The 20,950-nt window shown below is 69.3% G+C and carries 12 protein-coding genes and 1 riboswitch; of the genes, 5 read left to right on the forward strand and 7 right to left on the reverse strand.

The window, feature by feature from the left end; translation table 11 throughout:
* Window positions 1-203: 203 nt before the first annotated feature.
* Window positions 204-1,874 (forward strand): PucR family transcriptional regulator, encoded by a 1,671-nt coding sequence (locus tag ACH4TV_RS46015; RefSeq protein WP_398407441.1) that lies wholly within the window; start codon window positions 204-206, stop codon window positions 1,872-1,874.
* Window positions 1,875-2,097: 223 nt separating this feature from the next.
* Here the strand turns inward: ACH4TV_RS46015 and ACH4TV_RS46020 are convergent, their stop codons facing one another.
* From ACH4TV_RS46020 to ACH4TV_RS46035, 4 genes are all read right to left on the reverse strand, one after another.
* Window positions 2,098-3,555 (reverse strand): family 43 glycosylhydrolase, encoded by a 1,458-nt coding sequence (locus ACH4TV_RS46020; protein ID WP_398407442.1) that lies wholly within the window; start codon window positions 3,553-3,555, stop codon window positions 2,098-2,100.
* A gap of 57 nt (window positions 3,556-3,612) precedes the next feature.
* The gene (locus ACH4TV_RS46025; RefSeq protein ID WP_398407443.1) at window positions 3,613-4,440 is read right to left on the reverse strand and encodes a carbohydrate ABC transporter permease; all 828 of its coding nucleotides are present in this window, start codon (window positions 4,438-4,440) and stop codon (window positions 3,613-3,615) included.
* A complete protein-coding gene (locus tag ACH4TV_RS46030; RefSeq protein ID WP_398407444.1) occupies window positions 4,437-5,369 on the reverse strand; it encodes a carbohydrate ABC transporter permease in 933 nt (310 codons plus the stop codon). Before ACH4TV_RS46030 ends, ACH4TV_RS46025 begins: the two co-directional genes overlap by 4 nt.
* A 69-nt stretch (window positions 5,370-5,438) precedes the next feature.
* Entirely contained in the window at window positions 5,439-6,764 is a 1,326-nt protein-coding gene (locus ACH4TV_RS46035; protein ID WP_398407445.1) for an ABC transporter substrate-binding protein, read from the reverse strand.
* A gap of 310 nt (window positions 6,765-7,074) precedes the next feature.
* On the opposite strand from ACH4TV_RS46035, the gene ACH4TV_RS46040 reads away from it, so the two are divergent.
* The 3 genes from ACH4TV_RS46040 to ACH4TV_RS46050 all read left to right on the forward strand — a co-directional run bounded on the left by ACH4TV_RS46040 (window position 7,075) and on the right by ACH4TV_RS46050 (window position 14,761).
* Complete coding sequence (locus ACH4TV_RS46040; protein ID WP_398407446.1) at window positions 7,075-8,115, forward strand: LacI family DNA-binding transcriptional regulator; 1,041 nt, start codon at window positions 7,075-7,077, stop codon at window positions 8,113-8,115.
* Window positions 8,116-8,267: 152 nt separating this feature from the next.
* Entirely contained in the window at window positions 8,268-11,078 is a 2,811-nt protein-coding gene (locus tag ACH4TV_RS46045; RefSeq protein WP_398407447.1) for a family 78 glycoside hydrolase catalytic domain, read from the forward strand.
* 170 nt (window positions 11,079-11,248) lie between these two features.
* Entirely contained in the window at window positions 11,249-14,761 is a 3,513-nt protein-coding gene (locus tag ACH4TV_RS46050) for a family 78 glycoside hydrolase catalytic domain (protein WP_398407448.1), read from the forward strand.
* A 362-nt stretch (window positions 14,762-15,123) separates the two neighbouring features.
* On the opposite strand, the gene gcvP is transcribed toward ACH4TV_RS46050, so the two are convergent.
* On the reverse strand, window positions 15,124-18,009 hold the full coding sequence (gcvP, locus tag ACH4TV_RS46055) for an aminomethyl-transferring glycine dehydrogenase (protein WP_398407449.1): 2,886 nt from the start codon (window positions 18,007-18,009) through the stop codon (window positions 15,124-15,126).
* A gap of 180 nt (window positions 18,010-18,189) precedes the next feature.
* Window positions 18,190-18,283, reverse strand: a riboswitch (glycine riboswitch).
* 115 nt (window positions 18,284-18,398) lie between these two features.
* Here gcvP and ACH4TV_RS46060 point away from each other — a divergent pair.
* A complete protein-coding gene (locus ACH4TV_RS46060; RefSeq protein ID WP_398407450.1) occupies window positions 18,399-18,770 on the forward strand; it encodes a PRC-barrel domain-containing protein in 372 nt (123 codons plus the stop codon).
* Here ACH4TV_RS46060 and ACH4TV_RS46065 read toward each other — a convergent pair.
* Window positions 18,692-20,143, reverse strand: coding sequence for a DNA polymerase IV (locus ACH4TV_RS46065; protein ID WP_398407451.1), 1,452 nt, complete (start codon window positions 20,141-20,143; stop codon window positions 18,692-18,694). The two genes, ACH4TV_RS46060 and ACH4TV_RS46065, sit on opposite strands and share 79 nt — an antisense overlap.
* Before the next feature lie 81 nt (window positions 20,144-20,224).
* Window positions 20,225-20,869, reverse strand: a complete 645-nt coding sequence (locus ACH4TV_RS46070) for a MerR family transcriptional regulator (RefSeq protein WP_398407452.1) — start codon at window positions 20,867-20,869, stop codon at window positions 20,225-20,227.
* Window positions 20,870-20,950: the final 81 nt, after the last annotated feature.

Below are 20,950 nucleotides of genomic sequence, written 5' to 3' on the forward strand. Positions count from 1 at the left end.
ATCCCGGCCGTCCGGGAGCGCGACAACGCGTGATGTGTCCAGCCCGGAGGCGGTGTTCGGACGTTGTGTCAACCGCGAAAACGAAGAAGCACCGGATGTCAGGCGCCGAACGGCACTTGCGCAGGTCAGCGCCGCTTGTCACAGTGACCGGGCAACTCCCCCGGCTCCGGGCTTCGCGCCGGCCGGGGCACCAGGGAGGCACCGTGACCGAGAACCACCCCACGGCCCGGCCGCCGGAGACCGAGGGCGAGAGACCAGGCGGCCAGGACGGCACCGCGCCCGGCCGCCCCCTCACCGTCGCCGACGTCCTGGCCGTGCCCGTCCTGGCCGCCGGACAGCCCCAGGTCGTCACCGGGGTCACCCATCTCGACCGCCCGGTCCGCTGGGTCCACATCACCGAGCTGACGGACCCCGCCTCCTTCCTGAAGGGCGGCGAACTGGTACTGACCACGGGCATGCCCCTGCCCGACGACGCGGCGGGCGTGCGCCGGTACGTCGACGAACTCGCCGGCATCGGAGCGGCGGCCCTGGTCATCGAACTCGTACGCCGCTACCACCGCCCTCCCGACGCCCTCGTCCACGCCTGCCGGGTCCGTGGCCTCCCGCTGATCACCCTCGCCAAGGACGTCAACTTCCTGGAGGTCACCCAGGTCGTCCACGCCCTGATCCTCGGCAACCAGGCCGAGGCGATGCGCCGTACCCAACGGATCCACGAGGCGTTCACCGCCCTGACGCTGCGCGGTGCCGGGCCGCAGGACGTGGTGCGCGCGGCGGCCGAGATGAGCGGTCGTACGGTCGTTCTGGAGAACCTGGTTCACCAGGCACTGATCTGTGAGCCCTCCGGCACCACACTGGAGGAGGCGCTCACCGACTGGGAGCAGCGTTCTCGGGCAACCCCGCCCGGTGACCTCACGGACCCGCGCGGCCCGGAGGGTTGGCTCGCCTCGCCCGTCGAATACCAGGGCGAGCGCTGGGGTCGCGTGGCCATGCTGCCCGCCCCGGGCGCCGGGCCGGCGTTCGGCCCGGAGCACCTCACCGTCCTGGAGAGAACGGCGATGGCCCTGACCGTCGCCCGCCTCATCCACACCACCTCGTGGGAGCGCACCGCACACCGTGACGCCCTGCGCGACCTCGTCGAGCAGCGTCACCGATCCCCCCAGGACGCCCTCGCCCGGCTGGCCGCACTGGGCCTGCCCACCGAGAACAGTCGCTTCCTCGCGGTCGTGGTGGACCTCCCGGCGGAAGCAATCTCGGCGCAGCCGGAAACCCGACTGGCCCAGGAACTGCAGACGACAGGAATGCCGGCACTCGTCGGCGAACTGGCCCCCGGCCGTGTGGGAGCACTGCTTGCCCTGGGCCCCTCCCAGCCCTGGCGCCCCGAGGTCGAACGGCTCAGCCGGACCGCACTGGGCCTCGCCCCGCAGACCACCGTCAGCGTCGGCACCGAAGTGGACGACCTCGCCGACGCCCCTCGTTCGTTCCACGAGGCGACCCGCGTCGCCGAGGCCACCCCGCCCGGCCAGCCCCTTCCCCCTGGCCGCTCGTACCACGAACTGTCCGACGTCGACCTGCGCCGCCTGCTGTACGCACTGCGCGAGGACACCCGGGTCCAGGAGTATGCCGAACGCCGACTCGGCCGCCTCCTCGATCACGACAGCCGGCACGGCACCGATCTGCTGCCGGCTCTCCGTCTCTACCTGGACGCCGCCGGCAACAAGACCGGCGCGGCACGCCGCGGTGGCCTGTCTCGTGAGACCTTCTACCAACGCCTGCGCACCATCGAACGCCTGCTCGATTGCGACCTCGAAGACGGCGAGCAGCGCACCGCCCTGCATGTCGCCCTGACAGCCCTGGACGTCCTGCGCGCCCACTGATGATCACCGCCGACGGTCGAAGTGATCCACCGTCAGCCCTGACAGCGGGATGCGAGCACGGCGCCGGCCGCTGCACCGAGGCGGCTGCCTTGATATGAACCGGTCCCTGGCTCGATCCCCGTCCGGTTGGTGCCGTCGTCATCACGGAGGGTCGGCGCCGGGCAGGGCGAAGTGCGCTTCGGCCTGCCCGGAGTCATTGCCGGTCGGGGGCGTCCTGCGCGTCTCAGACGACCATCCACTGCTGGTTCGTGCCGGTGTTGCAGGTCGACTGGTTCAGGGCGGCTCCGTTGGCGGTCGACCCTCCGGCGACCTGGAGGCACTTGCCGCTGTTGACGTTGGTGAAGGTGACATAGCCTCCGATCACCGACGTCCTGCGCCAGAGCTGATGCGTGCCGCCGTCGCAGGTCCACTGATCGGCCGTCGCACCCTCGGCAGTGGAGCCACCGGGGATTTCGAGGCACTTGCCGCTGTTGACGTTGACCAGCCTGTAGTCGGAGCCGACGGCGGTGGGCACCCACTGCTGGTTGGACCCGGAGTTGCAGTTCCCGGAGTTCACCGATGCCCCGTCAGCCGTACTCGCGGACCAGACGTCGGCGCATTTGTCGGTGTTCCGGTTCAGCAGGTGGTTGTTCGCGGTGCCCAGCGGAGCCGCGAGGACGGGCCAGCCGTTCGCGAAGGTGACCCTGCGGACGTCGAGCGTCTCCCGCCCGGCGTTGTCGGCGTCGTAGTAGTGGTAGGCGAGGTAGGAGGAGGTGCCGTCGTCGTAGGCGTCGGCACCGCCGGCGGCGATCCTGGGGCGGGCGCCGGTGAGGACGGTGGTGCCGCCGTTCGAGAGCATGTCGGTGCCGCTCTGGTCGAGGTAGGGGCCGGTGATGCTGGTGGACCGCCCCACCACCGTGTAGTAGTTGCTGTCGGTTCCGCTGCAGCACAGGCCCTTCGAGCCGAACAGGTAGTAGTAGCCGCCGTTGAGGATGATCGTGGGGTTCTCGATGCCGACGGCGATGTGCCAGAGGTTGTTGTCGGTGGTGGACAGCTTGCCGGTGGACTCGTCCAGGACGTGCAGGTAGGTTCCGGATCCGGTCCAGGAGCCCCAGGAGACGTACAGCCGGCCGTCGGGTCCCCAGTCGACGTTGGGGTCGATGGGGTAGTTGACGTCCGTGACCAGGCCCTGGTCGGTCCAGGGGCCCTCGATGTTCGTGGCGGTGGCGAGGCCCATCACCGCGTACGCGGTGCCCCAGCGCGAACCGGCGTAGTACAGGTGGTACTTGCCGTTGAAGTACTTGATGTCGGGGGCCCAGATGTTCGGCGGGGTCGCACCGAGCTTGGCGGTGATCCAGGACGGCGTCGAGCTCCAGACGTTGCCCACCTTGGCCCAGCCTGATGCCGCGGTACTGGCGCAGGTCTTGCGGATCGTGATGGATCCGCTGGGGTTGAGCGAGTCGTTCTCGAACCCGGTGGAGAAGCCGTAATAGCAGCTGCCGACCTTGATGAGGGACGGGTCGTGCATACGGGTGTCGCCGCTGAGCGCCTGTGCCGGGCCGCTCGCGACCAGGCCGAGAACGGCCAGGGTGGCGGCCAGCAGAGCGGCGAGGACGCGGCGGTGCCGTCGCCGTCCGGATATCCGGAGAAAGATGCCTTCGGCACGGGGGTCGGCAGGGTGGCCGGCATGCGGGCTGGTCACACGAAACTCCTTTGTATCGGTGAGGTCCTGGTGCGAGGTACGGGAGGTACGGGACTCTCAGCCCTTGACCGCCCCCGCGGTCATGCCCGCCACGATCTGCCGGTTGAAGAACAGGAACATGATCAGCGGCGGCACGGTGATCAGCAGGATGTCCATGAAGAGCAGGTTGTAGCTGGTGCTGTACTGGCTCTGGAAGTTGAACAGCGTCAGCTGGACGGTGGCGTTCTGCTCGCCCGGCAGGAAGTACAGCGGGTTGGTGAAGTCGTTGAACACGGCCACCGACTGCACGACGATCACCGTCACGACGACCGAGCGGAGCATCGGGAGGATGACCCGGAAGAACAGCCGCAGCGGGGAGGCGCCGTCGATGATCGCGGCCTCGTCGAGTTCGCGCGGGATGGTGGCGATGAACGCGCGGAACAGCAGGATGGAGAAGGACAGTCCGAAGGCGATCTCCACGAGGATCAGTCCGGGGAGCGTGCCGAACAACCCCGCCTTCTGCAGGACCCAGATCGTCGGCACGACCGCCGGAGGGATGATCAGCCCGGACAGGACCAGGAAGTTGATCAGGCCCGTCCACCGGGTGACCCTGCGCTGCAGCACGAAGGCGACCATCGCGCCGAGGACGACCATCGCCGTCACACTGGCGACGGTCAGGATCATGCTGTTGACGAACGCGATGACGAGAATGTAGTCCCGCGCCTCCAGCACCTGCACGAAGTTGTCGACCAACTGGAAGTTGCGTGGCCAGGAGAAGTCCAACTGGGAGGCCTGCTGCGGGTCCTTGACCGCCGTCAGCACGATGAACGCGAACGGGACGACGAAGACGACGATGCTGACGGCGACCGACAGGGCGCCCAGCCAGGTACGGGTGGACTTCCTCATCGCTGGACCTCCTTGCGGGCCAGGAAGCGGGACAGCGGGACGATGATCGCCGTCACGACCAGGAAGAGGATGACGTTCCCGGCGGTCGACAGGCCGTAGAAGCCCGCCTGGTACTGCTTGTAGATGACGGAGGCGACCACGTCGGAGCTGAAGCCCGGTCCGCCGCGCGTCATCGCCCAGATGAGGTCGAAGGAGCGCAGGCCGCCGATGAGCGACAGAAGGACGACCGTCGACGTGGCCGGCCAGCTCAGCGGCAGGACGACGTTGCGCAGCAGCTGCCACGCGCCCGCGCCGTCCAGCTTCGCCGCCTCGTGGTACTCGTCCGGGATGGACACGATGCCGGCGATGTAGATGACGGTCGCCAGGCCGACGCCCTTCCACACGTCGACGAGTGCCACGGAGAACAGTGCGAGCGAGGGATCCGTCAGCCAGCCGGGGCCGTCGATGCCGATCGCGGAGAGGGCCCTGTTGATCGCGCCGGTGGAGGGGTCCATGAAGGCGGTGAAGGTGATGCCGACGCCCACGGTGCTGACCAGCACGGGGAAGAACACCACCGAGCGCAGATAGCCCCGGGCGCGGATCTGGCTGGTCAGCAGGATGCCGAGGAAGAGGCCGATGACGACCTTGAGTCCCGAGGTGACGACCGCGTAGAGGAAGGTGTTGGCGAAGCCCTTGACGAGGGCCGGTTCCTGGAAGAACGCGGTGTAGTTGTCCAGGCCGATGAAGGTCGACTTGAAGATCGTCCACCTGGTCAGACTGAAGTAGAACGACGCGAGGGTGGGGACCAGGAACAACGCCCCGTAGACGGCTGCCGCCGGCAGATAGAACCAGGTGGGATAGGAACTGCGCGTTCCCGGGGACCGGCGCGCCCTGCTGGCCGCTTCCGGCTGCTCGGCCGCCGGTGGCCCGGTGGGTCCAACTGTGGTCATCGTTCGACCTCTCTCGGGCGCCTCCCCGCCCCTGTGAAGAAGGCGGCGGGGAAGCACTGACGTGCGTTCCTACCAGCCCGGCAGACCGAGCTGCTGGGCCTGCTTCTTCGTGTCGTTGTCGTACTGGGTCGCGCCCGTCTTCGCGTCGGTGATGCCGGATCCGACCTGGACGCTGATCTGGTCGAGGCTCGGCCCCTTCACCGGGGACAGGAACTCCAGCGCGGGGCTCTGGGCACCGGCCGCGAAGTAGGCGGCGATGTCCTTGGTGATGGTCGGCACGTCCGTCGGCAGGGTGCAGCCCTTGACCAGGTACGGCCCGGTCGGCGTCGACGCCTTGGCCTGGGCCGTGCAGCCGGCCGGGCTCGCGGCGAACGCGAGGAGCTTCTTCACCGCGGCGAGCTTGTCTCCCGTGGTCGTCCTCGGGACGTAGAGGGCGTTCGGGAACCACGCCGTCATGCCGTTGGTGGAGGCGTCGTCACCCGGCAGTGCGAAGAAGCCGATGTCGTTGAGCTGGTCCGGGTTGCTCGTCCTGATCCCGCTGATGACGGTGGAGAGCATCGGGTACTGGGCGCCCTTGCCGGTGGCCAGCATCTGCAGGCCCTTGACGAGGGTGGCCGACGCGTAGTCGGAGTTCTGCAGCTTCAGGTCGTGGATCTCCTGGAGGTGCTGGAAGCCCTTGACCGCGTTCGGATCGGTGGCGAACTTCGCCTTGTTGGCGGTGTAGTCCTTGACGAAGTCCGGCTGGGCCGCCGCCACGTTGTGGAAGTCGCCCAGGACCAGCAGCTGGGAGGTCCAGGTGTCCTGGTAGGTCTGGATGACCGGGGCGATGCCGGCAGCCTTGATCTTCTTGCTGTTGGCGATGAAGTCCGCCCACGTCTTCGGCACCGTCAGGCCGAGCTGGTCGTAGACCTTCTTGTTGTAGAGGACGCCGCCGCCGAGAGCCGAGCCCAACGGGACGCCGTAGGTCTGGCCGCCGACCGTGACCTGCGGGAGGAAGGACTCGTCGAGATTTTTGACGTACGGGTCCTGGGTGATCGGCGTGAGCGTCTTCGTCGGGTCGATCTGCTGGAACAGGGACCCCACGTTGTAGACGAAGAGGTCGTCCATGCTGTCCGTCTGCAGCCGCGTCTTGATGAGGTTGTCACCCTCCGTCCCGCCGGGACGGGTCTCCACGCTCACCTTGATCTTCGGGTTCTTCGCCTCGAAGGCCTTGGCCAGCTCCTGGGCGGACTGGAGGTTGTCGGGCGCGTTGTCGACGAGCAGCTTGATCGACGTCGCGCCCCCGTCCTCACTGGCCGAGCCGAGAGAACCGGCGCTGCAGGCGCTGAGCACGAGCGGCAGCACGGCGGCCGCGGCCACCACGGCCCTTCTCTTGGCGAGAGTGCTTGACCTCATGGTTGTTCCTTCGTTCGAGCGACGACGATCGACGGTGAATCGTTTCAGTCCGGATGGGATGCGGCGGGAGAGGCGCGACCTGGGGTCTGTTCGTCTTCCGTTGCGGCCGCTTACAGAGTCCCGGGTGGCTCGCAGCGATGCGGTTGTCGGCCCGGCAAGCTGCGCAGGGCCTTTCGTGTAACGTGCCACAAACGGAATGCCCAAAGATTGAGGCGAACCACCCGGAGTCGTCAAGTCATCCGCGAGTAACGTTCCGGAAACGCCACATGGTGCAGAGCGAGCGGTGCATGACAACAAAGATGGGGCCCCAGTGCAACCAGCAGGCGGTTCGAAGCGGGTCACGATCACCGATGTCGCGCGCAGCGCGGGTGTGTCCACCTCCGCGGTGTCGAAGGTGCTGCGCAACGCCTACGGCGTGAGCCCCTCGATGCGCGAGCGGGTGCAGACGGCCATGACCGAGCTGGGCTACCGCCCGCACGCCGCCGCCCGCGGCATGCGGGGCCGCACCTACACGATCGGCGTTCTTCTCGCGAGCATCCGCAACGCCTTCTACGCCGACCTCCTGGACGGCGTGAACGCGGCCCTGCGGGACACCGAGTACGCGCTGTTCCTCGGTTCCAGCCAATTCTCCGAGATGGAGGACCAGACCAAGCTGATCCACGCCATGGTGGACCGGCAGATGGACGGCCTGATCCTGATCGCCCCCGCCGTCGCGCGCGGGGAGGTCGTGCGCATCGCGGCCGACGTGCCGACCGTCGTCATCGGCCACCACGACCCCTCCCCGGCGTACGACTGCGTCGTCAATCAGGACAGCGCCGGCGTCGACCTGGTCATCGACCACCTGGTCGGCCTCGGGCACCGGGACATCGCCCACATCTCGCATCCGACGGTGCGGGGCAGCCAGTGGGAGCAGCGCCCCGAGCACCACGTCAGGGCCGCCTACCGAGCGGCGATGGCCCGGCACGACCTGGCGGACCTGGCCCGAGTGGTGCACTCCGGGTACTCGGACGAGGGCGGCTACCGCGGCGCCATGGAACTGCTCACTTCGGCACGCCCGCCGACCGCGATCTTCGCCGGCGCGGACGTCGCCGCGACCGGCGTCTTCCGGGCGGCCGCCGAACTCGGCCTGCGCATCCCCGGCGACCTCTCGCTCGCCGGATACAACAACACCTCCGTCGCCGCCCTCGCGCCGGTGAGCCTGACCAGCGTCGACCAGGCGGGCCCCATGATGGGCGAGACCGCGGCCCGGCTGCTGCTGGAGCGGATCGAGAAGCGGCGGGACCGCGCTCTCGTCATGGCCTCGACACCGCATCTGGTGACGCGCGGCAGCACCGCACGGCCCGGCGCCTGATCAGCGGCTCCCACCCTCACCGTCGGTCGGGCGAACGCCCGCCCGCTGGAAATTTCCTGCCCTTCCCCTTGACGCCCTGGACATCGTCACCACAGGGTTGAGTCGTTTCAAACGTAGAACGTTGCACACGACAGAGGGAATGAGGGGCGGACATGAGCCTTGAGCGTCCGGAACCCGGCACCACGGTGGTCTCCGTCCGGTTCGAGCACCGCGAGGACGCACTCGGCGTCGGCACGCCCGAACCCCGCCTGTCGTGGCAGGTCCGCACCGACGATCCCGCCTGGCGTCAGACGGCGTACGAGGTCCGGCTGGACTCCGGCACCACGGCACATGTCGATTCTGCCGAGCAGATCCTGGTCCCGTGGCCCTTCACGCCCCTGGCCTCGCGAGGCGGGGCGAACGTCCGGATCCGAGTCGCCTCCGGAACGCGCTGGAGCGACTGGAGCGCCCCGGCCACCGTGGAGACGGGACTGCTGCGCCCCGACGACTGGACCGCCCGCTTCATCACCCCTCGCCACCACGGCGCCCTGGACGCGCCCGCCCCGGAGCTCGTCCGGACGGTGGTCCTGCGCCCCGGCGTCGTGAGCGCACGTCTGTACGCCACCGCCCATGGCGTCTACACCGCCTCCCTCAACGGCGCCCGCGTCGGCGACGAGGTACTCGCCCCCGGCTGGACCAGCTACCGTCACCGGCTGCGGTACCAGGCCCACGACGTCACTGCGCTGTTGGCAGAGGGCGAGAACACCCTCTCGGTCGTACTCGGCAACGGCTGGTACCGGGGCCATCTCGGCTGGTGGGGTGCCCGCGCCCGGTACGGCGACCGGCTGGCCCTGCTCGCGCAACTAGAAGTCCGCTATGCCGACGGGTCGGTGGAGGTGTTCGGTACCGACGAGGAGTGGCGGGCCCGGGACACCGGCATCGTCACGGACGACCTCTACAAAGGCCAGCGCACCGACCTGCGGTTCACGCCGGGCGAGGCCGACGGCCCGGTGGACGTGCTGCCTGACGAGGAAGCGGGCCTGTCCCGGCTCGTGGCCCCGGAAGGCCCGCCGGTACGCGCCACCGAGGTGCTGCCGGCCCTGAAGGTCTGGCAGTCGCCGTCCGGCCGTACCCTCGTCGACTTCGGGCAGAACGTCGTCGGCTGGGTCCGGCTGCGCCTGCGCGGGACCACGGCCGGCACGGAGGTCGTCGTCCGGCACGCGGAGGTCCTGGAGAACGAGGAGCTGTGCACCCGGCCCCTGCGCGCGGCCGACGCCACCGACACCTACCTCCTGGCCGACGCCGAGGAGTCGGTCCTCGAACCCTCTCTCACCTTCCACGGTTTCCGGTATGCGGAGGTCTCCGGGATACCGAACCTGGAACTGGAAGCGGAGGACCTGCAGGCCGTGGTGGTGACGAGCGACCTGCGCCGTACGGGCTGGTTCTCCTGCTCGGACCCGGACCTGGAGCAGTTCCACGAGAACGTCGTCCGGGGCACACGCGGCAACTTCCTGGACGTACCGACGGACTGCCCCCAGCGCGACGAGCGGCTCGGCTGGACCGGCGACATCCAGGTCTTCTCCCCCACCGCCTCCTTCCTCTTCGACGCGGCGGGCTTCCTGTCCTCATGGCTCGCCGACCTCGCTGCTGACCAGCACTCCGACGGCGCGGTGCCCTGGGTGGTCCCCGACATCCTGGACGACGCGGCCCCGACCGCGGCGGCCTGGGGCGACGCGGCTCCCGTCGTGCCCTGGGTGCTGTACGAGCGCTACGCCGACCGCGGCATCCTGCGGCGCCAGTTCACCAGCGCCCGCGCCTGGGTCGACAAGGCCGCCTCTCTCACCACCGACGGCGTGTGGGCGGGCGGCTTCCAGTTCGGCGACTGGCTCGACCCGACCGCCCCGCCCAGCGACCCGTTCGCCGCCCGTACGCCGCCGGATGTCGTCGCCACCGCCTGCCTGGCCCGGTGCGCCGGTGTCGTGGCCCGCACCGCGGAGGTACTGGGCCGTTCCGACGAGGCGGCACGGTACTCCGCGCTCGCCGCCCGGACCCGGGAGGCGTTCACCCGCGCGTTCGTCACCCCGGCGGGCCGGATCCTGGGCGACTCGCCGACCGCGTACGCCATGGCCCTGGAATGGGACCTGCTGGCCTCCCCGCACCATCGGGCGGCAGCCGGAGACAGGCTCGCCGACCTCGTCCGCACCAACGGCTTCCGCATCGCCACCGGATTCGTCGGCACCCCGCTGATGACCGACGCCCTCACCACCTCCGGCCACCCGGACCTCGCCCACCGACTGCTGCTGGAGAAGGGCTGCCCCTCCTGGCTCTATCCCGTGACGATGGGCGCCACCACCGTCTGGGAACGCTGGGACAGCATGCTGCCCGACGGCTCGGTCAACCCCGGCCAGATGACCTCCTTCAACCACTACGCGCTCGGAGCCGTCGCCGACTGGATGCACCGCACGGTCGCGGGACTGGCCCCGGCCGCACCCGGCTACCGCGAGATCCGCGTACGCCCCCTGCCGGACGGGTCGCTGACCCACGCCACCGCCGTGCACCTCACCCCGTACGGCGAGGCGTCGGTGCGCTGGCGACGCGAGGACGGCCTCTTTCACCTCGAGGTCGTCGTGCCCGCGGGAGCACGTGCCACTGTCCACCTGCCCGGTTCCGCGCAGCCCCCGGTGACCGTGGCCCACGGCACGCACACCTGGACCACCGACGATGCCTGCCTCGCCCCGACACCGTCCGAGGTGGTCACTGTCCGGGACCTGATGGACGACCCCCAGCTCTGGGGGCGCACGGCCGGCGTACTGATCCGGCACGGCCTCGGCGGCGACTCGGCGCAGGTGGCACGGCGACTCGCGCCGTTCCTGGACCTGCCTGCCGGCCGGCTGCCCGGGCTGCTGAACAGGGTCCTCTTCGAAGACGGCGGCGCCGACGCGGCCGCCGCTCTGGAGACCCTGCTGAACCGCACGGCCGACTGACCTCCACAACGAACGACCATCGTGCTTCGCGGTGCCACCGGCCGCGCACGCATCCACGCAGCAGGGCCCGAACCCATTCGAAGAGGAATGCCATGCCCCATAGACGCTCGCTTCTGTTCGTACTCCTCAGAAGCTTTCTCGTGTTCGCCGTGGTCGGAGGCACAGCGGTCGTGCCTGCGACCGCTTCCCCCGCAGCGCCTGCGGCGTCGGCCTCGGACGCGCCGTTCTCCGTAAGGACTCCGACCACCAACGGCCGGGTGAACCCGCTGGGCATCGGTGGTGAGGACCCGGTCTTCGGCTGGGCGTTGGCGTCGAACCGCCGGACGACTTCGCAGAAGGCCTACGAGATCCAGGTCGGACGCACGCCAAGGTCTGCTGACGTGTGGGCTTCCGGGAAGGTGAAGTCCGACCGCCAGGTGGGTGTCAAGTACGGCGGCCCTGCCCTGGAGTCGGCCACGCGTTACTCCTGGCGTGTGCGGGCCTGGGACGACAAGGGAACCGTCAGTCCGTGGAGCGCGTCCGCGTACTTCGAGACAGGCCTGCTGGCTCCCGGCAACTGGGAGGGTGCTCAGTGGATCACTCGTCCTGAGGCTCCGAGTGAGCTGGACAAGTGGACCGACTACACCGCCACGGTCGAGTTCAAACTCGACAGCGCCGCCTTCGGCATGTTCCTGCGTGCCTCCGACGCGAGCAACGGCTACATGTGGCAGTTCAACGTCACGGGCCCGACCCCGATGCTGAGACTGCACAAGCAGGTCAAGGGCAACTACAGCGTGTTGCAGGAGGTGGATCTCGCGCCCTACGGCTTCACCAACGCGAGTCTCCTCGCCGGCCGGCACACCGTCCGCTACGACGTGGCGGGCACCACCATCAGGACGACCCTCGACGGCAAGCTGGTCAACACCTCCACGGACACCACGTTCAGCAAGGGCTACCTCGGCTTCCGCACCCACGGATGCTGCGGCGAACGGGGAACCGTCTACGACGCCGTCGTGACCGACGCCGACGGCGGCGCGCTGCTCGACACAGACTTCGCTTCCGGACGGAACCCGTTCACCGGCGGTGAGATCGCCGACTCCGCCCTTGTGGTGTCCGGCACCACGGACGCCCTCTACGGACCCGCAGCCCGGCCGCTGCCGCTACTGCGCAAGGGCTTCGCGACCGAGGCGGGCAAGAAGGTCGCCTCCGCGCGCGTCTACGCGTCGGCGCTCGGCGTCTACGCGTTGGAGATCAACGGCGAGCCGGTCGGCGACCAGGTGCTCGCCCCGGGCTGGACGAACTACCACCAGCGCATCCAGTCCCAGACCTACGACGTGACGAAGCTGCTCACCCGCGGCGACAACGCGATCGGCGCCTCGCTGGCGAACGGCTGGTGGGCCGGAAAGGTCGGACTCGGCTGGAGCCGCCAGTACGGGGACTCCCCCGCCCTCGTGGCGAAGCTGCGCATCACCTACACCGACGGCTCCATCCAGTGGATCGCCACGGACGGCTCGTGGAAGACGGCGGACGGCCCCTACGTCAAGGCCGACCTGCAGGACGGCGAGACCTATGACGCCCGCCTGAAGCCTTCGGGCTGGAGCCGCCCCGGATTCGACGACGCGACGTGGAAGCCCGCCGCGAGCCTGGAGTCCCGGACCGCCCTCCTGGTCCCGCAGAGCGACGAGCCGGTACGCCGGACCCAGGTGCTCCAGGCCCGGGCGATGACCGAACCCACCCCCGGCGCCTACGTCTACGACCTCGGTCAGAACATGGTCGGCGTGTCACGGCTGGCCCTCACCGGCTCCGCCGGCCAGACGGTCAGGATCCGCTACGCGGAGGTGCTCAACAAGAACGGCACCCTCTACACCGACAACTTCCGCAGTGCCAAGGTCACCGACCGCTACACCTTCGCCGCCACCGGAACGACGACCTACGAGCCCACCTTCACCCAACACGGGTTCCGCTACATCGAGATCACCGGAGTGAACGCGCCTCCCGCACTCTCCGACATCAAGGGCGTCGTGTGGGGATCCGACCTCCCGTCCACCGGCACGCTGAACACCTCGGACAGCATGCTGAACCAGCTGGTGAGCAACATCTCCTGGAGCCAGCGGGGCAACTTCCTCTCCATCCCCACCGACACCCCCGCCCGCGACGAGCGCCTGGGCTGGACGGGCGACATCAGCTTGTTCGCGCCGACGGCCAACTACCTCGTCGACACCCGCGCGTTCCTCTCCCACTGGATGGCGGACGTCCGCAACTCCCAGTACGCCAACGGCGACCTGCCCGCGGTCGTACCCACCCCCCAGGGCCAGTTCGGCGACAGCGGCGTCGGCTGGTCCGACGTGATGATCACCGTGCCGTACTCCGTGTGGCGCTCGTACGACGACACCCGCATCCTGCGCGAGAACTACCCCGCCATGCGGAAGTTCTTCCAGTTCGTGCGCGACAGCGCCGGACCGGACCTTCTCGAACCCGGCCGCACCACGTTCTTCACCAACGACTGGCTGCATCTGGACGACCCGACCGAGCAGGGCATCCTGGGCACGGCCTACTACGCCGAGAACGCCCGCATGATGGCGGAGACGGCCAAGGCCCTCGACGACGACACGGCGGCCTCCGACTACAGCAAGCTCTCCGCCGACATCCGGACCGCCTTCACCAAGGCGTACGTCGCAGCCGACGGCACCGTCAAGGGCAACTCGCAGACCGGGTACGCGATGGCCCTCGGCATGAACCTCATCGCGGACCCGGCACTGGTGGAGAAGGCCGGCGCGAAGTTCGTGGCCAAACTGGCGCTCACGGACCACCACCTTCGAACCGGCTTCATCGGAACACCACTGCTGCTGCCCGCGCTGAGCAAGATCGGCCGGGACGACCTGGCCTACAAGATGCTGCTGCACAAGGACTACCCGTCCTGGGGCTACGAGGTCGCCAACGGCGCCACCACCATGTGGGAGCGCTGGAACTCGATCATGCCCAACGGCGACTTCGGCCCGGTCGACATGAACTCCTTCAACCACTACGCCTACGGCGCCGTGGGCGACTGGATGTTCCAGAACATCGGCGGCCTCTCCACGATCGACCCCGGCTACAAGCGCTCCCGGATCGCTCCGGTGCCCGGCGGAAACCTGACGGAGGGCTCAGGAAGCCTCAAGACCGTCTACGGCCTTCTCTCCTCGAAGTGGAGCACCCGGGACGGAGCCCTCGACCTGAAGGTGACCGTGCCGGTCAACACCGTCGCGGAGGTTCACGTGCCGTCGACGACCCGCTGGGCGGTCACCGAGGGCGGCCGGCCTGCGGATACCGCCAAGGGAGTCCGGTTCCTCCGGATGGAGAACGGGGCCGCCGTGTTCGAGGTCGGGTCGGGCGCCTACCGCTTCGGCGTCGACACCGTCCTCGGCGGCCTCGGTGAGGCCAAGGAGGCCGCCGGAGAACTGCGGGATCTGGTAGCGGGCCTGGACGCTCCGGACGCATCGACGGCCGTTCGGTGGGCCCGGCAGGTCCAGACCTCGGTCGGATCCGCGTGGACCACCTACGTGGCGGACGGCACGCACGGCACCGATGAACACGTGGACCGGGCCTTGGCCCGGCTGGGTGACATCGGAGACTGGACCGCTCACCAGGTCGACAAGGGAACGCTGACAGCTTCCCAGGGAGAGGCGGTGCGAGCGCTCATCGACCGGGTCGAAAAGGGACTGTGAGTCTGCCCGTCTCGCAAGAGAACACCGAACCACGATGGCCGCCCGCCGTAGCCATGTGGTTGCCCGGCTCCACGTGACATCGCTCTCCTGCCTGCCTTGTTCAGGCCGGCAGGAGAGCGTGTCCTTTTCAGGGGGCCTGGCAGCGGCAGCTGTACCGGCGAAGCCAGTCGGAAAACGCTGCCCGCCGGTCACGTACTGCTCTGACCGCGTCGAGCCATGAACCACCATTGCTCGACGAGACGCACCCGCCCGTTTCGAGCATCCGCACCCCGCCGGGGCACGGTCGCCCCCGCCACCGTGCCCCACACCGGCCCCCGACCACGGAAGGCGGACGGGCCGGCACCTCGACCCGTCAAACCTCCCTACTCGTCGTAGGCATCCAGCGGCGGGCAGGAGCAGACCAGGTTCCGGTCACCGAAGGCCTGGTCGATCCGGCGCACCGGCGGCCAGTACTTGTCGGCGGCGGAGACACCGGCCGGGAACACGGCTTCCTCCCGCGTGTAGGCGTGCGTCCACTCCCCGCCGAGTGCGGCGGCGGTGTGCGGCGCGTTCCGCAGCGGGTTGTCGTCGGCCGGCCACTCGCCCGTGCCGACCTTCTCGATCTCGCCGCGAATGGCGATCATCGCCTCGCAGAACCGGTCCAGCTCGCCCAGGTCCTCGGACTCGGTCGGCTCGATCATCAGCGTCCCGGCCACCGGGAACGACATCGTCGGCGCGTGGAAGCCGTAGTCGATCAGCCGCTTGGCGATGTCGTCGACACTCACACCCGTCGCCTTGCTGATCGGCCGCAGATCGATGATGCACTCGTGCGCGACGAGCCCGGCGGGGCCGGTGTACAGCACCGGGAAGTGCGGCTCCAGCCGCTTGGCGATGTAGTTGGCGCTCAGCACGGCCACCTGCGTGGCCCGCTTGAGCCCCTCGCCACCCATCAGCCGGACGTACGCCCACGAGATGGGCAGGATGCCCGCCGAACCCCAGGGCGCCGCCGAGATCGGCCCCACACCCGTCTCGGGCCCGGCCGCGGGCTGCAACGGGTGGTTCGGCAGGTACGGCGCGAGATGCGCCCGCACCCCCACGGGGCCCACGCCCGGACCGCCACCGCCGTGCGGAATGCAGAACGTCTTGTGCAGATTCAGATGCGAGACGTCCCCGCCGAAGTGCCCCGGCTTGGCGAGCCCCACCAGCGCGTTGAGGTTGGCCCCGTCGACATACACCTGCCCGCCGGCCTCGTGCACCTGGGCACAGATGTCGGCGACATGCTCCTCGAACACACCGTGCGTGGACGGGTACGTGATCATCAGCACCGACAGCTCGTCGCGGTACTGCTCGATCTTCGCCCGCAGATCCTCGACGTCGATCTCCCCGTCCTCGGCGGTCTTCACGACGACGACCTTCATCCCGGCCATGACGGCACTGGCCGCGTTGGTCCCGTGCGCGGACGACGGAATCAGACAGACCGTCCGCTGCACGTCACCGTTGGCGCGGTGGTACCCCCGTACGGCCAGCAGCCCGGCCAGTTCCCCCTGCGAACCGGCGTTCGGCTGGAGCGACACCTTGTCGTACCCGGTGACCTCGGCGAGCCGCTCCTCCAGCTCACGGATGAGCGTCAGATAGCCCTGCGCCTGCTCGGCGGGCGCGAAGGGGTGCAGCTGGCCGAACTCGGGCCAGGTGACCGGCTCCATCTCGACGGTCGCGTTGAGCTTCATGGTGCAGGAGCCCAGCGGGATCATGCCCCGGTCGAGCGCGTAGTCACGGTCGGCGAGCCGGCGCAGGTAACGCAGCATCGCGGTCTCCGAGCGGTGCTGCTGGAAAACGGGGTGCGTGAGGATCTCGTCGGTGCGCAGCAGCGCCCCCGGCAGCGTGTCCTCGGCACCGGCGTCGAGCGCTTCGATGTCACCGTCGACCCCGAACGCCGTCCATACGGCGCTCAGTTGGGCACGTGTGGTGGTCTCGTCGCAGGAGATCGACACCCGGTCGGCGTCGACGAGGTGCACATTGACCCCGTGCGCGCGCGCCGTAGCGGCGACCTCGCCGGCCTTCCCGGGCACCCGCGCTGTGAGCGTGTCGAAGTAGGCCCCGTGGACCACCTCGACACCGCCGGCCGTCAGCCCGGCGGCGAGGATCGTGGCGTACCGGTGGGTGCGCCGGGCAATGGTCCGCAGCCCCTGGGGCCCGTGGTACACGGCGTACATGCCGGCCATCACGGCCAGCAGCACCTGAGCCGTACAGATGTTGCTGGTCGCCTTCTCACGGCGGATGTGCTGCTCCCGCGTCTGGAGGGCGAGCCGGTACGCCTTGTGCCCGTCCGCGTCGACGGAGACACCGACAAGCCGCCCGGGCAGGCTGCGCGCGAACTGCTCGCGCACGGCCATGTATCCGGCGTGCGGCCCGCCGAAGCCCATCGGCACCCCGAACCGCTGGGTCGTCCCGACCGCGATGTCGGCGCCGAGCTCACCGGGCGAGGTGAGCAGCGTCAGGGCCAGCAGATCGGCGGCGACAGTGACCACGGCACCGAGCCCGTGCGCCTGCTCGACGACGGGCTTCAGGTCCCGTACGGCACCGGAGGCGCCCGGGTACTGAAGAAGCACGCCGTTGATCTCGCGCCCCGCGATGTCGTCCGGGATGCCCGCGCTCAGGTCGGCGACGACGACCTCGACACCGGTCGGCTCGGCCCGCGTCCGAATCACGGCGACGGTCTGCGGCAACGCATCCGCGTCGACCAGGAAGAGCCCCTTCTTGTTCTTGCCCATACGCCGGGACAGCGCCATCGCCTCGGCGGCCGCCGTGCCCTCGTCGAGCAGCGAGGCGCCGGAGGTGGGCAGCCCGGTGAGGTCGGCGACCATGGTCTGGAAGTTGAGCAGCGCTTCGAGGCGCCCCTGCGAGATCTCCGGCTGGTACGGCGTGTACGCGGTGTACCAGGCGGGGCTCTCCATCACGTTCCGCAGGATGACGGGCGGGGTGAACGTCCCGTAGTACCCGAGCCCGATCATGGACCCCAGCACCTGGTTCCGGTCGGCCAGCGACCGCAGTTCGGCCAGTACCTCGGACTCGGTGCGCGCGCCCGGCAGATCGAGGGCATCGGCGTTCTTGATCACATCCGGGACCGCGGCGGCCGTCAACTCGTCGAGCGAGCCATATCCGACCTGCGCGAGCATCTTGGCCCGGTCCTCGTGGTCGGGCCCGATGTGGCGCCGCTCGAAGGGAGTTCCCTGTTCGAGTGCGGCGAGCGGAATGCGATGGGCGGTCATTACGGAGGCCTCCTGGTCGTCGCGACCTTCGAGGGGCACCACGGCACGGGTGCCCGAACGGCCTCCCCCTCTGTCATCTCGACCTGAGAGCTTCACCGGGCCGCCAAGACGCTGACGTACCGGTTTTCACCGTCGGTGAGAGCGGAAACCGTCGACACCCGCTCTGCTTTCCAGAGTGACCTCGTCCGTGCGGTACAGGGGCCTGAGAGATTCCGGGGAGGAGTTGCTCCTTCGGCGCCTCCGAGGTTCCGGAGGACTCTCCCGCACAGGGTCAGCAGCCGTTGGCCAGCCTATCAGCGGGCTCCACGCACAGACCTTCGAGTGGCCACCATCACCAATGTGCTCTTTTGTAGTGCTTACGGATGAGTTGCGACCATACGGGAGGGCCCGTGCAGACCGACATCGATCCGCGCCACCTGATCGGCCGCAAGGCCTTCGACCGCAACGGCACCAAGATCGGCACGATCGACGAGGTCTACCTCGACGACGCGACAGGGGTTCCGGAGTGGGCGGCCATCCGCACAGGGCTGTTCAGCCGGGACGCCTTCGTGCCCCTGGAGCCCAGCGAACTGGTCGCCGGCACCCTGCACGTCCCCTTCGAGCGGGCGCTGATCAAGGACGCTCCCGACTTCGGCGTGGGCCGCCACCTCTCTCCGGAACAGGAACTCCAGCTGTACCACCACTACGGCCTCGACGTGGCTCCCCCGCCCCCGTTCCCGGACCATGACTTCGGCAGGCTGGCAGGCACCGACGACACCTGATCCGGCCCTTCCACGGCGCCGTCGGGTCTTCGCGGCCCAAGGTCCACCAACGGCAGCGGATCCGCCGGCTCCAGCGCGGGATCGTCGGTCCGGAACGTGCGCACCCGCCCAGGCTGCTCCGAGTCCGGCGTCTCGAACCGGACGGTCACCCGCCCCAGCCCACTCCCCTGCACCCACCCGTGCCCGAAGTCGGCATGCCGTACGTCGTGCCCCGTGGTCCAGCGCCGCTCCACAGGCACCTCCAGCGCCTCGACGGCCTCACGCTGCGCCTCCTCCACCGGCTCCAGCGCCGCCAACTCCCCGGCGGCCTGGGCGAACAGATCCTCCTGCGTGTAGTCGGCGAGGCCGCTGACCCCCACCCCCAGCAGTCGCACACCACCCGTCGTGTCCACGGACTCCAGGAGCCTGGCCGCCGCCTCCCGCACCACCGCCGGGTCGTCCGTGGGCCCCCGGAGCGTCTCGGACCGGGTCAGCGTGGAGAAGTCGTACCGCCGCACCTTCAGGACGATGGTCCGTCCCGACAGCCCGGCCTCGCGCAACCGCCGCACACACCGGTCCGCCAGCCGCTGCACCTCCGTCCCCACCCGGCCCCGGTCGTGGATGTCCACGTCGTACGTGTCCTCGACCGACACGGACTTGGTCTCCCGCTCGGCCACCACGGGCCGCTCGTCACGTGCCAGCGCCATGGCGTACAGCGCGTGCCCGTGGGCCTTCCCCAGCAGCCGTACGAGCTCGTCCTCGCCCGCCTCGGCCAGCTCGTCGACCGTACTGATCCCGACCCGCCGCAGATGATCACCGGTCGCCGGGCCGACCCCGGGCAGGGTACGCACCGACATCGGCCCGAGCATCGCCCGCTCGGTCCCGGGGTCGATCAGCACCAGCCCGTCCGGCTTCGCCTGCTCCGAGGCGATCTTCGCAAGCATCTTGGAGGCGGCGAGTCCCACCGATCCCGTAAGCCCCGTGACAGCCCGTATCTCCGTGCGCAACCTGCTGCCGGCCAGCCGCGCCGACTCCTCGTCCCAGGCGGCTCCCCCGGCCTCCAGGTCCACGAACGCCTCGTCCAGGCTGAGCGGCTCCACCAACGGCGACAAACCGTGCAGGAGCCGCATGACCTGCTCGCTGATCGTCCGGTAGAAACCGCCCCGGGGCACGAGATACGCGGCGTTCGGCGCGAGTCTGCGCGCCTGCGCCATCGGCATCGCGGAGTGCACCCCGAAGACCCGGGCCTCGTACGACGCGGTGGCCACCACTCCACGCGGCCCGAGCCCACCCACCACAACGGCTTTCCCGCGCAGACTCGGCTTGGACGCCTGCTCCGCCGAGGCGAAGAAGGCGTCCATGTCGAGATGCAGGATCGTGGGCGCGTTTCTCACATCTCCGATGCTGCCCTACGCCACTGACAACGCCTCGGAAGGCGGGGCACCACCAGGGCCTGCCTCAGCGAACGGCAGGCTCTAGACCGCCCGGTTGCGCCGCCGTGCCAGCTCGTCCGCGGGGTTCTGTCCGACGAGCGTCTCGCCGGTGTCGACGCGCTCGCCGTGCAGTTGCGAGAGAGCGCTTTCCACATCTCGCCACACGACGCCGACGGCGATGCCGAAAATGCCCTGCCCGCCCTGGAGCAGCGCGTGCACCTCATCGGGGGAAGTGCACTCATAGACGGTCGCACCGTCGCTCATCAGCGTCATGCGCTCCAGATCTCGGAACTCGCACGCCCGCAGATGCTGAACCGCCGTACGGATGTTCTGCAGTGAGACACCGGTATCCAGAAAGCGCTTGACGATCTTCAGGACGACAACGTCCCGGAAGCTGTAGAGCCGCTGCGTCCCCGACCCGTGAGCGGGCCGCACGCTCGGCTCGACCAGTCCGGTGCGCGCCCAGTAGTCCAGTTGCCGGTAGGTGATGCCGGCCGCCGCGCATGCCGTGGGGCCGCGGTAGCCGATCTCCTCGGACGCCATGGATGTCGCCCCTCCGCTGCCTGCTACCGCCGTCGGCCGCCGCGGAACGTGACCGGCCGCGTTGCCGTGAAGCGGGTACGGGCCGCTCTCCCCCAGACCGCGTCCGGGGGCACCCCCAGCCGTACCGTCGCCGCTGCTTCTCACGCCGACCTCCGTCCTTGACCTGCCTTCTCGACGGTAGGCAGTCACCAGGGGTGCGTCAACGATCGCCACACTAGGCACGCC

The sequence above is a fragment of the Streptomyces sp. NPDC020898 genome (assembly GCF_044333925.1).
GTDB lineage: Bacteria > Actinomycetota > Actinomycetes > Streptomycetales > Streptomycetaceae > Streptomyces.